We start from the raw sequence: 11,891 nt of genomic DNA on the forward strand, positions 1-11,891 counted from the left end.
GAAATGCCCACCGGGCAAGGCTTAAAAACCTCGCTGAAAAGCTGAAACCATGCTCTACCTCGAGATACTCGGAAACCTCCCGGAGATGGCAAGGGACGAAGTTAGGGCCATGCTGGAGCTGGCCGGCGGAGAGATAGTTGGTCAGGACTACCTGTTTCTGAAGATAGACGCGGATGAAAAATCCTTCCACTACCTCAACAGACTCGGCCTAGCACACGAGTATGGGGAACTGATCGTTGAGGCGGATTCCATCGAAGAACTCCTCGAGAAGGCGGGAGAAGTCGAGTGGCCGATCAAAGGAACCTTCAAGGTTGACACCGAGACAATGGCCAACTGCCGCTTTAACGTTTTGGACCTGCCGAGGAAGCTCGGAGCAGTTATACACGCGCAGGGGTTTAAAGTGAACCTCTCAAAGCCGGACACGCTCGTGAGAGTCTACTGCGGCGAGAGGCTCTACGCCGGAATAAGGCTGAAGTTCTTCGACCCCAAGGACTTTGAAAAAAGGAAGGCCCACCACAGGCCCTTCTTCAGACCCATCTCACTCCACCCGAGGGTTTCCAGGGCCCTGGTGAACCTCACCAAAGCGAAGAGGGAAATCCTTGACCCCTTCATGGGCGCCGGCGGGATTCTGATGGAGGCCGGCCTAATCGGCCTGAAGGTCTATGGCGTTGACATAAAGCCCGAGATGGTTGAAGGGGCTGAGATGAACCTCAGGCACTACGGCATCAAAGACTACGAGCTGAAGCTCGGAGATGCAACGAAGCTGGAGGAGCTGTTTCCCAACAAGAGGTTCGAGGCGATAGCGACGGATCCACCCTACGGCACTTCGGCGACCCTCGCGGGAAGGAAGAGAGACGAGCTCTACAGGAAAGCCTTGGAGAGCATGTACAACGTGCTTAAACCGGGAGGAAGGCTGGCGATAGCGTTTCCGGCCGACTTCGACGGTAGAACCGAAGCCGAAAGAATAGGATTTAAGCTCCTCGCGAGGTACTACCAACGCGTCCATAAAAGCCTTGAACGGTACTTCTACGTGTTCGAAAGGCCCTAACCCTGGGAATAGTCTTCTAGAAAAGCTTTTATCCAGCTTTGGCTATATTGTTATGGTGAGAATCGATGTGCGATAATCGAACTATAACATTGGAAGAATTTCTGTCACGCTTGGTGAGGGGGGAAGACGTCATCATTGAGTATCACTCGGATGAACCTGTCCACATTCTCCTCCTGGAACTGCTCAGGGAGACGGAGAGAAAAGGAGGCGCTGTTATAATAGATGAACTCGACCAGCTTCACGTTTTCAGGGTCCACTTGGAACTCTCTGGGTTGAAGACTTCCCCAATAGACCACTCACCGGTCATCAAGATGGGCGGCATCATCGATACCGGAAACGTCATCGGGAAGATAGACATGAGCAAAGAGCCAGCCGTACGGAAGAGATACTACGAGGAACTTCTCCAGAAGACCGGAAATCCTCCTTTCAGGGTTATAGTCGGCTTTGATAAAGTTCTTCTCAGGTATGAAAACGACCCCAAGGAAAGGGAGAAGATATTCGGCCACATGGTTAGGCCTCACATTGGGAGCAGCGAAAGGGTTGCCATTTACATCGTCAACAGGGATCTGGTAAATGAGACCACGATAAAAGAGCTGCGGGAGCACGCCACCCGTGTCCTCAAAAGCGAGTTCAATGGAGAGGGGTTCACTTTGAGGGTCGTCAAGTCCATCTTTCCAGGGGAGTACGGGTGGACGGTGAGTGTCCCAATAAAGGGGAACGAATAAAAGGGCTCACTCAAGCCATATCTCAATCCTCTGTTTCCCTTTTCCGAGGCTGGAGCGCTTGAGCTTCTTCAGGTGCCCTATCTCCTTTATGTCCCTCACGTGGGTCCCGCCGCAGGGAATGACCTCGAAGTCCCTTATCTGGGTGTAGCGCGTCTCCCCTTCCCACCATATCTTCATCTCGCCGCCCTCGTCGACGTAGCGGTTGAAGGTCTCGATTATCTGTTCCTTGTACTGGTTGACGTTCTCGGGATAGACTATGTCGTAGCGGCCCTTCTCGGCGCTCATTCCACTGCCGTAAAGCTCCCACTCCCCCGGAAGGACTTCGTTGAGGACGTGCTCCAGCAGGTGCATCGCGCTGTGGATCCTCATCAACCTGTACCTGTAGTCCCAGTCGATTTTGAGCTCGACTTCATCCCCAACCTTGAACCTCTCAGGCTCGGCAACGACGTGCCAGACGTTTCCGGCATCGTCCTTGTAGACGTCAAGGACTTCGACCCCGTTTATCGTCCCCTTGTCGTGGGGCTGGCCACCGCCGGTCGGGTAGAAAATCGTCTGGTCGAGCAGGAGGGCATTCTCCCTGACTTCCAGAACCTTTGCTTTGGCCTCCTTCAGGTAGGCGTCCTCGTAGTAGAGCTTCCTCGTCACTTTCATCACCTCAGAATAGTTGGTGGACATCATTTAAATGGATATCGAAAAGGGAACAAAAAGGAAAAGCTCAGCGCCTCTTCCAGAAGGCTATGGCCCCTACTATGAGCAGGGCCGCGACGACAGTTGCTATAACCTTCTGGGTGCTGCTCATTCCGCCCCCGGTTCCCTCAGCCGGCAGGGTGTATCTGACGGTGGCACTGGTGTAGTTGGCCAGGAGCTCCTTCACGTCCTCCGGCTGGGCCCCGTAGCGTAGGTAAACGTTCGAGGTTATCCTGAGGATGTTGCCGTTCCTGACCACGGTCATTGTGAAGCGGTTGCCCTTCACCTCGCGGCTTATGTTGGAGGGTATCTCCAGGAAATCGCCTCCCTCAGAGAGGTTGAGCGTCAGGTATAGGGTGTTGTTCACCTCGTACTCGACCCTGGAGGTCAGGCCGTTAGCCATTCCGAGGGTGGGGTCGAAGGTGTAGACGTAGGAGCCGTTCTCGTACTTGGTGAAGTTTCTGAGGGTGTACTCGGCGTCGATGACTAGGGGCGCGGTGGTCTCGTTGAGTCCGAGAATGGTGACCTTGCCACCGTCCACTATGGCACCCTGGTATCCAAGGGCCAGGGAGTAGGTCCTCAGTATGTACTCCGTCACGTTCTTGACGCCGTAGGAGACTATCTCTGCCTTCCTGGTGATAACGTCCCTGAGAGGCTCAACGTACTCGTCCTTCATGTGGAGCCTCACGGTGCCGTTGGAGTAGATGTTGAGGGTAACGTACTCGTTGGTTACACTCTTATCGTAGTGTTCGACTCCCTCGTAGGGGGTCTCATAGCGGATGTAGTAGTCATTGTAATCTCCAAAGAGTGTTTTGTAGCCGTCCGGGGTCAGCCAGGGCTCTATGTATATGTGGGAGCGCACGACGACGGTGTTCCCCTCTACACTCGACCCGACCACGAAGCGGCTCTGGTTGTACTGCTTGACGAAGGGCTTTGGGTAACTGAGTAGCGTGGCGTTAGGCGGGAGGACGACGATGAAGGTGTTGTTTGACTCTATACCAAAGGGAAAGCCCGTGTCGGGAACCATCATGGAGGCGTAGCCCCTCGTTGGATCAACCCAGACCTCCCAGTGATGATCGTAGGAATAGTACTTGGCGTAGTCCAGGGCTATCGCGTTGAAGACAAGGGTTATGTTGTTGCCCTCTTCTATGCCGTATGACTTCATGCTCTCGTTCACCAGTTTGACGCCCGCCTGGGTGAGACCCTGGATGTACCTGGCCAGCTGCTCCTGCTCGAACTTCTTTATGGCCTCTTCGATCGTCATGTTGCCGTTCTGAGTCTCGTTGAGTATAGTCTCCCTCTGCTTGTCAATAGCTTCCTTCGGGCCAAGCAGGACACTGGTCATGGTTATGTTGGCGCTGCCGTTGGGCATAAGGGCTATCTTGAGGGTGAAGCCCTGCTTGTAAACCTGAACCTCGTCCCCGGCCGAGACGAAACCCGGCCCAACGAAGGACGTCAGGAGAATCGCGGCGAATATGGCCGCAAGGACTTTTTTCATTATACACTACCTCCATTCTATCTGTGCCGGTAATTAGCGCCACGGTGGAGTATTTAACTTTATCCCAAAGGGAAAGGGAAGAAGGGGAAGCAAAAACTGGAGAGAAAAGGCCTGAAAATGGAAGCTCAGTCCTTCCACGCGGACTCGTCGAGTTCGCCCTCGGTCTTTGCAACTATCGTCGTTCCGGTCAGGTCGCCAGTGACGTTGACCATGGTCCTGCCCATGTCGAGGATGGCGTCGATTCCGAGTATCATGGCATACGCTAGAGCCACCGGACTTCCCGCGGTGAGGTCGAGACCGACGCTCTGGAGAACCATCGCGAGCATTATGGCTCCGGCACCGGGGACGCCGGCGGTCCCTATTGAAGCGAGAACCGCTGTGAGGACAACCGTAAGCTGCTGGCCGAGCGTGAGCGGGTAGCCTATGGCGTTTGCCACAAAGAGGACTGTGACACCCTGGTAGAGTGCCGTTCCGTCCATGTTTATCGTCGCACCGAGCGGCAGGGTGAAGGAGAAGATTCCCCTGTCAATACCCATCTCTTCCGCAACGCGCATCGTAACGGGCAGGGCTCCGCTTGAACTCCTTGTGACGAAAGCGGTGAGCATCGCATCCTTGGCCTTCTTTAGGAACTTGAGCGGGTCGATGCCGAACACTTTGAGCAGGACGAAGTAGACGAGGACTATCTGGAGGATGAGGCCGATGTAAACCGCAACCACGACCTTTGCCAGCGGGCCAACGACCTTGGTTCCTTGCTCAGCCATGACGTAGGCTATAAGGGCGAAGACACCTATGGGAGCGTACTGCATTACACCCGCGACGATGAGGTACATGGCCTCGGCGAGTCCATCAAACGCCCTGAGGAGAGTGGTTCCGGCTGTTCTGACCCTCTCGTCATCCCTGTTTATCAGGTAGGTCAGCGCTATGCCCAGGATTATGGCGAAGAAGATAACAGGGAGAACCTCGCCGTTTGAGAGGGATGCAAAGGGGTTCGTTGGCACTATGTTGAGCAGTGTCGTCACGAGCGATGGCCGGGTTGCCTCTATAGCCTTCCCCTCTCCGGTGCCGAGGCTTATGCCCGTGCCGACCCTGAAGAGGTTGCCCATCAGCAGGCCGAAGAACACGGCGAAGGCCGACGTGAGGAGGTAGTAGAGCACTATCTTCACGCCGACCCTTCCGAGCCTTGCCGGGCTTATGCTCGCCGCACCGACGACGAGAGAGGCCAGCACTATCGGCATCACTAACATCTTCAACAGGCGGACAAAGAGGTCACCAAAGGGTTTGATGTACACCTTAACTGCATCGGCGTAACCTGCCTTTCCAAGGGCTAGACCAACGATGGCACCGAGGATAAGGCCCCAGAGTATCTTCCACAGAACCGGATAGTCCAGGTATTTTCTCAAGAGCCCCATTGAGCACACCCCCTAGGAATTTAAGCGACAGCGATAAAATGGTGAAAACCGTAACTATATTAATTTTCTGGGTAAGATTATGAAGGATTGACAAAAAACTTAAACTAACCTTAACGAAACATCGCCGTACAGGATTCTCTTTAGCTGTCCGGCAGCATCCAGCAGTAATGAGCCATCATCAAGAACGTCCATTGCCCGCCCGATAAGCTCTCTCCCATCCCGAATAACCCTGACGGTTCTGCCGAGGATGAAGGTTTTCTCACGCACCTTGGCCATCAGTAAGTCCGGCCTCTCCAAGAAAACCCTGTACCAGCCGCTGAGGTGGAAGAGGAGTCTCTCAAGGACTTTCTCCAGCGGAACCTCCCTCCCCAAAAGCTGGAACATCGAGGTAGCGCTTTCCCTCAGTTCCTCCGGAATGGGATTGTTCACGTTAATGCCTATCCCCATGATGGTGTACTCGTTTCCCTTTCCCTCCGTCAGAATGCCAGCTATTTTCCTCTCGCCCGCCCAGACGTCGTTGGGCCACTTGATCCCTGAGGCGATTCCAAAGTCGACCAGCGTGTCGACGACCGCCAGGGCGCCGACGAAGACAAACCTCGGGTCGAGCCGGGGGGGCTTGAAAACGACGCTGAGCCAGAGGCCACCCTCTGGAGAGGCCCAGGAGCGCCCTTTCCTTCCTTTTCCAGCGGTCTGGCGCTTCGCAACGACCACGGTTCCCTCGGGAGAATCTGCCGCGATGCGCTTGGCGTACTCGTTGGTCGAGTCAACCTCATTGAGATGGATGATTTTCCATTTGATATCCATCACCCTTTTGATATATCCAGAAGGGATTTAAACTGATTCTGCTAAACTAACATAGGTGGTAACGTGGCGCTGCACTCTAGACCAGACGGTTTCGTCTATGATGACGACACGGGAAAGGGAATAATCTTCACGGGCTCAAAGAGAGGTTCAACGATCGCAGTAAACTTTGTGGCTTACCTGAAGATGTCGGCAGTGGAAAATGCCAGACCTCTCTACGCTGCGGTAGGGATAGAAAAGCTACGTGAGGAACCTTCGGAGTTCTGGACAGAGGATCTTCTAACGGACGTTATACGGGGTCGTGGGATAAAGGTTCATAGCCTCGAAATCCATAACGGCAAAGAAATTATAACTGCCACCCTAAAGTTGGAGATGGGAGTCATAGCCCACGGAAGACCTAGCAGTTATGACGTAAAGGAGCTTAGCGATGCCGTTCTCGGGCTTATCATGGATATCGTGGATGAGATAATCTATTGGGACCACTACGTACCTGAAGAAGATGACTTTGGGGATGGTCTCACGTGGGAGTTCACCGACAGCTGGAAGAGTGAGGATCAAAGTGTGGACATCTTTGGCAGCATAGAGTTCTGGTGGGAACAGTTCCACGGTGAGGAAAAACCTTAAATCCTCTCGGGATATATCACTCCCGGTGATTAGTATGGACGCATACCAGAGCGTTGGCATTAGGAGGAGGATGAAGAGGTTCTTCCGCAGGGACGGGAGGGCCTTAATATTTGCGATGGACCACGGCTTCGAGCACGGGCCGACCGACTTCGAGGAGCACTGGGAGCACGTTGACCCGAGGATAATCATGAGGAAGGTCGTCAGAGCCGGCATAGACGGCGTTATGATGCTTCCTGGAGTTGCCAGGCTGGCCGTTGACGAGCTCAAGCCCGACACGGGGCTCATGATAAAGCTCACCAGCAAGACGGAGCTCAGGCCGAAGGATGACCAGCTCCTCCAGAGCCAGCTGGGTTTTGTTGAAGACGCGGTGAAGCTCGGCGCCGACGCGATAGCGGCAACCGTCTACTGGGGTTCACCCCAGGAGGACGTCATGATGCGCCAGTTCGCGGAGATAGCGAGCTACGCCCATGATCTGGGCTTCCCTGTTGTCCAGTTCGCCTACCCGCGCGGCCCCTACATCAACGAGCGCTATGGTAAAAAGGAGGATTACCGCGTCGTCATGTACGGAGCAAGGGCCGCCGTTGAGAGCGGTGCAGACATGATAAAGACCTACTGGACGGGCTCTAAGGAGACCTTCGCCAAGGTGGTCGAAGCCGCCGCCGGAGTTCCCGTCCTACTCAGCGGCGGGGCGAAGACCGACAACCCGGTTGACTTCCTCAAGCTCGTCTGGGAGGTCATAGAGGCCGGAGGCGCTGGGGCCGTCGTCGGCAGAAACATCTTCCAGCGCGAGAACCCGGAGCCCTTCATAAAGGCCCTCCTCAAGGTCGTACACAGGAACGAGGACCCTGAGGAGGCGGCGAAGGCAGAGGGGCTTCTTTAATCCCTGTTTTCCATTTTACCGGGGTTATCCATTGGGGTTGTTTTCGACTATAGACGAATGTTTTTTCCTCAAACGTCGTTAGACTTTTAAACCCGCAGGCTTAGCCCTGGATAGAGGTGGGAAAAATGGCGAGGGTTGAAATTATTGACACAACCTTCAGGGACGCTCACCAGTCGCTCATAGCGACGCGCCTGCAAACGGAGGATATGTTAGCCATAGCCGAGAAGATGGACAGAATCGGATTCTACTCCATGGAAGTCTGGGGAGGGGCGACTTTCGACGTCTGCATCCGCTACCTCAACGAGGATCCCTGGGAGAGGCTTAGGCTCCTCAGAGAGCACATAAAAAAGACCAAGCTCCAGATGCTGCTGAGAGGCCAGAACGTCGTCGGTTATAAGCACTACCCCGACGACGTGGTTGGGCGCTTTGTGGAACTGGCCCATAAGAACGGGATAGACATATTCAGGGTTTTTGATGCCCTCAACGACGTCCGGAATATGGAGGTTGCTATACGAAAGGCCAAGGAAGTGGGAGCGGAGGTTCAGGGCGCAATAGCCTACACGACAGGGAAGGTTTTCACGCTCGAGTACTACATGAAGAAGGTCGAGGAGCTTCTTGCCCTCGACGTCGACGTCATAACTATAAAGGACATGGCGGGCCTTCTGACGCCTCGGAAGGCCTACGAGCTTGTCAGCGAGATAAAGGAGACCTATGGAGTTCCGGTCAACGTCCACACTCACTCCACAACTGGAATGGCCGTCGCGACCTACCTCAAGGCTGTGGAAGCGGGGGCAGATTTCATAGACACTGCCATAAGCCCGCTCGCCTTTGGAACGGCCCAGCCGGGCATACAGACGATATGGCACGCACTTCCTGAGGCCGTTGGCTCTCATCTCGACCGAGAGTTGATTCACGAGGTCTCACGCTACCTCAAAAAGCTCTTGGACGAGAAGTACTCTGGATTACTCCACAAAGAGGCCCTCATGGTCAACCCCTACGTCCTCAAGTACCAGGTTCCCGGTGGGATGTACTCCAACCTGATAAGCCAGTTAAAGGAGATGAAGGCCTTAGACAGGCTCCAGGAGGTTTTGGAGGAGATACCGCGCGTGAGGGAAGACCTCGGCTGGCCGCCGCTGGTCACTCCAACAAGCCAGATTGTGGGCACCCAGGCGGTCCTCAACGTCCTCTTCGGCAGGTACGAGCGCATAACTGAAGAGGTCAAGAACTACATCAAGGGCCTCTACGGGAGGCCGCCAGCAGAGGTAAACCCGGAGCTAAGGAAGCGCGTCCTTGGTGATGACGAGCCGATAACAGTTAGGCCCGGTGAGCTCCTTGAACCCATGCTGGAGACGTGCAGGGAAGAGCTTGAGAAACTCGGCTACCTTGAGAAGGAGGAGGACGTTCTGACCTACTGCCTCTTCCCGCAGATTGCTAAGGAGTTCTTTGAGAGGAGAAAAAGAGGAATAAAGACTCCCTCAATGTCGCCCAGCGCTCAGACGTTCAAGCTCTACGTAAACGGCGTCGAGTTCGAGGTGGGGGTTGAGGGAGTTGACCTAAGCGCGCTGAAGTACCTGCCCCAGATAGCGAGTTCGGCTCAGGCTCCCACAACGGCCCCATCCACTGGCACGGCGCTGGTTTCTGTTCCGAGTGTTCCGACTGCAGCTCCAACTCCAGCACCGGCCCCGGTTGCTCCTGTGGTGCCAGCGGCACCGACTCCAGCCCCAGCCGGGGAGGGTGTTGTGACAGCCCCAATGCCGGGCAAAATCCTGAGAATACTCGTTAAGGAAGGCGATAGTGTTAAAACGGGACAGGGATTACTCGTCTTAGAAGCAATGAAGATGGAGAACGAGATTCCAGCGCCGAAAGATGGCGTGGTCAAGAAGATTCTCGTGAAGGAAGGCGACACCGTCGACACCGGACAGGCACTAATGGAGCTGGGCTGAAAACGAACCTTATACCACCTTCTTTCTTTTAACTATGCACCCAAAAAGATGCTTTTCGCCGGAGGACGGCGGAGTTTCCAACCTTTAGTTTAAAAACGAAAAAGCTTCGGCCTATCGCCGAAAGGCATTTAAATATCTAAAGTGTACGTTAGTGTGCAGAACCTAAATGGAGGTGCAAAAATGAACTCCTCGGTAGTTATTTTGCTAGCGGCTGTCATTTATTTAGGTATGTACTTTACTTACGGCAAGGGCCTTCAGAACAAGGTCGTTAAGGCCGACCCCAACAGACCAACACCTGCCCACAGGCTCTACGACGGAGTCGACTACGTTCCGGCACACCCGCTCGTCCTCTACGGCCACAACTTCGCATCAATAGCAGGCGCGGGCCCGATAACCGGCCCTGCAATCGCAATGGCATGGGGATGGCTTCCGGGACTCATATGGGTCTGGTTCGGAAACGTCTTCATTGGTGCCGTCCATGACTATCTAGCGCTGATGTCATCGGTTCGCTACGATGGTAAGTCTGTCCAGTGGATTGCAGGAAAGCTAATGAGCAGGAGGACTGGTGTAGCCTTCGAGCTTTACGTATGGTTTACTCTCCTGCTGGTTGTGGCCGCTTTCGTTGCGGTCACGGCAAAGCTGCTGACAACCACTCCAGAAGCGGCAACGGCAACGCTGCTCTTCCTCGTGGTGGCCGTTATACTCGGCTGGCTACTCTACAAGATGAAGATGGAGTTCAAACTTGCGACCCTGGTAGGCCTCATCCTTCTGGCGATAGCAGTTTGGCTTGGCCTCAAGTATCCGCTGGTCTTTGTTAATGGACAGACCGACGCAACTTCCGCCGCTTACACCACCGCGTATCACTACTGGAACATAATCCTCATGGTGTATATCATCATAGCGGCCTCCCTTCCGGTCTGGGTACTCCTCCAGCCCAGGGACTACCTGAACGCCTACATCCTCTGGTTCGGTCTTCTCTTCGGAGGCATCGCCCTCACACTCCTAGCCAAGAACTTTACGGCACCCGCATACACCACTTGGAGCGCCCACGTCGTCACGGGGGTAACCAGCGAGGGGTCGAAAGCGGTAGCATCACCGTTCTGGCCTACGATACCGCTCATAATAGCATGCGGTTCCCTGAGCGGCTTCCACTCCCTGGTCGGTTCCGGAACAACTTCAAAACAGCTCGACAACGAGATCCACGGCCTCCTCGTGGGCTACGGCGGAATGTTCACAGAGGGCTTCCTCGCGACCGTAGTCATAACCTCCATAGCCGTCTACGGCGTCCAGCTCACCGGTCTCCAGCCAGACCAGTGGGGACTCCATTACATTGAGAAGGGCGGCCTTGGAGCCTTCATTGGAAGCTACGCTAAGGCTGTCAGCGAGTTTTACGGCGTAAGTGAGACCTTCGGAAAGACCTTCGCGACCCTCTGGGTCTCAGCCTTCACCCTGACCTCCCTCGACACCGCAACGAGGCTCGGAAGGTTTGCCTGGCAGGAGCTCTTCGGAATGGTCGCAGACACGAGCAAGGGGGCCGTGAAGTTTATAACCAACAAGTGGGTCGCCTCGATAATAATCGCCGGTCTCGGAACCTACCTCGCATGGGGGGCCAGCTACAAGGTCATCTGGCCTGCCTTCAGCGCCATGAACCAGATGCTTGCCAGCATAGCCCTTATGACAGGGGCTCTTTGGGTCGCCAAGGTACAGAGGGCAGGCTCATGGAGCTGGGCCGTCCTCATACCGGCGATCTTCCTCTGGATTACAGTGACCGCCGCAATGATATGGTACATCATCTACGTCCCGATGGTCGGGAGGTACCTAATAGCGGTCAAGGGTGCCCTAGTGGTAAGCCTGCTCCTGAACTTCCTCCTGGCATGGGACTTCTGGGTCGCGTGGAAGAGGCCCGAAGAGGAGTACGCCGCGAGCGCGGCCTGATTTTAATTTCTCTTTTTTAATCGGTTCTGAAATTTCTGGAGGGTGTAGGATGCCCAGGAGAATCTTAGAGAGCATCCAGGACTTCCTGAAGGGCATTGAACAGTCGTTTCGGGAGCAGTCAACCGAGTACGTAGAATTCGAGCTGAGGGAGCTTGAGAACGTCTTCGCGCTCCTCCTAATGGGGTCCTTCGTCGGGCTTCCGAGCCCGCCGACAACCCTCACCATGAGGTTGCTTCCCCATATGGCGAGGGAGCTGTACGTGATGCAGAGGAGAGCTGAGGATATGGACGACATCCTCGGAGAGCTCGCGGGGCTCTTCGACATAACGTGAGGTGGTGGAT

11 protein-coding genes are annotated in these 11,891 nt (G+C 54.9%); 7 read left to right on the plus strand and 4 right to left on the minus strand.

The features are described 5' to 3' along the window. Window positions 1-49: 49 nt before the first annotated feature. Together A3L08_RS08400 and A3L08_RS08405 are read left to right on the plus strand one after the other, a co-directional pair. Entirely contained in the window at window positions 50-1,048 is a 999-nt protein-coding gene (locus A3L08_RS08400; protein WP_088854584.1) for a TIGR01177 family methyltransferase, read from the plus strand. Window positions 1,049-1,113: 65 nt separating this feature from the next. Further along, a complete protein-coding gene (locus A3L08_RS08405) occupies window positions 1,114-1,773 on the plus strand; it encodes a DUF257 family protein (RefSeq protein ID WP_088854585.1) in 660 nt (219 codons plus the stop codon). A 6-nt stretch (window positions 1,774-1,779) separates the two neighbouring features. On the opposite strand, the gene A3L08_RS08410 is transcribed toward A3L08_RS08405, so the two are convergent. From A3L08_RS08410 to A3L08_RS08425, 4 genes are all read right to left on the minus strand, one after another. After that, on the minus strand, window positions 1,780-2,418 hold the full coding sequence (locus A3L08_RS08410; RefSeq protein ID WP_088854586.1) for an alanyl-tRNA editing protein: 639 nt from the start codon (window positions 2,416-2,418) through the stop codon (window positions 1,780-1,782). Window positions 2,419-2,488: 70 nt separating this feature from the next. Beyond that, window positions 2,489-3,958, minus strand: coding sequence for an exodeoxyribonuclease VII small subunit (locus A3L08_RS08415; protein ID WP_088854587.1), 1,470 nt, complete (start codon window positions 3,956-3,958; stop codon window positions 2,489-2,491). A gap of 125 nt (window positions 3,959-4,083) precedes the next feature. Further along, complete coding sequence (locus tag A3L08_RS08420) at window positions 4,084-5,367, minus strand: dicarboxylate/amino acid:cation symporter (RefSeq protein ID WP_088854588.1); 1,284 nt, start codon at window positions 5,365-5,367, stop codon at window positions 4,084-4,086. 99 nt (window positions 5,368-5,466) lie between these two features. Continuing rightward, window positions 5,467-6,171, minus strand: coding sequence for a biotin--[acetyl-CoA-carboxylase] ligase (locus tag A3L08_RS08425; protein WP_198362110.1), 705 nt, complete (start codon window positions 6,169-6,171; stop codon window positions 5,467-5,469). A 63-nt stretch (window positions 6,172-6,234) separates the two neighbouring features. Here A3L08_RS08425 and A3L08_RS08430 point away from each other — a divergent pair, with 63 nt between their 5' ends. The 5 genes from A3L08_RS08430 to A3L08_RS08450 all read left to right on the plus strand — a co-directional run bounded on the left by A3L08_RS08430 (window position 6,235) and on the right by A3L08_RS08450 (window position 11,881). Next, the gene (locus A3L08_RS08430; RefSeq protein ID WP_088854590.1) at window positions 6,235-6,792 is read left to right on the plus strand and encodes a hypothetical protein; all 558 of its coding nucleotides are present in this window, start codon (window positions 6,235-6,237) and stop codon (window positions 6,790-6,792) included. A 34-nt stretch (window positions 6,793-6,826) separates the two neighbouring features. Continuing rightward, window positions 6,827-7,672: a class I fructose-bisphosphate aldolase gene (fba, locus tag A3L08_RS08435; RefSeq protein ID WP_088854591.1), complete on the plus strand. Its 846-nt coding sequence runs from the start codon at window positions 6,827-6,829 to the stop codon at window positions 7,670-7,672. 125 nt (window positions 7,673-7,797) lie between these two features. Next, window positions 7,798-9,615, plus strand: coding sequence for a pyruvate/oxaloacetate carboxyltransferase (locus A3L08_RS08440; protein ID WP_088854592.1), 1,818 nt, complete (start codon window positions 7,798-7,800; stop codon window positions 9,613-9,615). Between the two features lie 180 nt (window positions 9,616-9,795). Continuing rightward, the gene (locus tag A3L08_RS08445) at window positions 9,796-11,550 is read left to right on the plus strand and encodes a carbon starvation CstA family protein (RefSeq protein ID WP_088854593.1); all 1,755 of its coding nucleotides are present in this window, start codon (window positions 9,796-9,798) and stop codon (window positions 11,548-11,550) included. 49 nt (window positions 11,551-11,599) lie between these two features. Next, the gene (locus A3L08_RS08450; protein ID WP_198362111.1) at window positions 11,600-11,881 is read left to right on the plus strand and encodes a hypothetical protein; all 282 of its coding nucleotides are present in this window, start codon (window positions 11,600-11,602) and stop codon (window positions 11,879-11,881) included. The last annotated feature ends 10 nt before the right edge of the window (window positions 11,882-11,891 follow it).

This window comes from Thermococcus pacificus (assembly GCF_002214485.1).
GTDB classification, from domain to species: Archaea; Methanobacteriota_B; Thermococci; order Thermococcales; family Thermococcaceae; genus Thermococcus; species Thermococcus pacificus.

Excerpts from the sequence above, each read along its gene's own strand:
- A3L08_RS08400 (WP_088854584.1), top strand. The coding sequence starts at position 50 with ATGCTCTACCTCGAGATACTCGGAAACCTCCCGGAGATGGCAAGGGAC.
- A3L08_RS08405 (WP_088854585.1), top strand. The coding sequence starts at position 1,114 with ATGTGCGATAATCGAACTATAACATTGGAAGAATTTCTGTCACGCTTG.
- A3L08_RS08415 (WP_088854587.1), bottom strand. The coding sequence starts at position 3,958 with ATGAAAAAAGTCCTTGCGGCCATATTCGCCGCGATTCTCCTGACGTCC.
- A3L08_RS08420 (WP_088854588.1), bottom strand. The coding sequence starts at position 5,367 with ATGGGGCTCTTGAGAAAATACCTGGACTATCCGGTTCTGTGGAAGATA.
- A3L08_RS08425 (WP_198362110.1), bottom strand. The coding sequence starts at position 6,171 with ATGGATATCAAATGGAAAATCATCCATCTCAATGAGGTTGACTCGACC.
- fba (WP_088854591.1), top strand. The coding sequence starts at position 6,827 with ATGGACGCATACCAGAGCGTTGGCATTAGGAGGAGGATGAAGAGGTTC.
- A3L08_RS08440 (WP_088854592.1), top strand. The coding sequence starts at position 7,798 with ATGGCGAGGGTTGAAATTATTGACACAACCTTCAGGGACGCTCACCAG.
- A3L08_RS08445 (WP_088854593.1), top strand. The coding sequence starts at position 9,796 with ATGAACTCCTCGGTAGTTATTTTGCTAGCGGCTGTCATTTATTTAGGT.
- A3L08_RS08450 (WP_198362111.1), top strand. The coding sequence starts at position 11,600 with ATGCCCAGGAGAATCTTAGAGAGCATCCAGGACTTCCTGAAGGGCATT.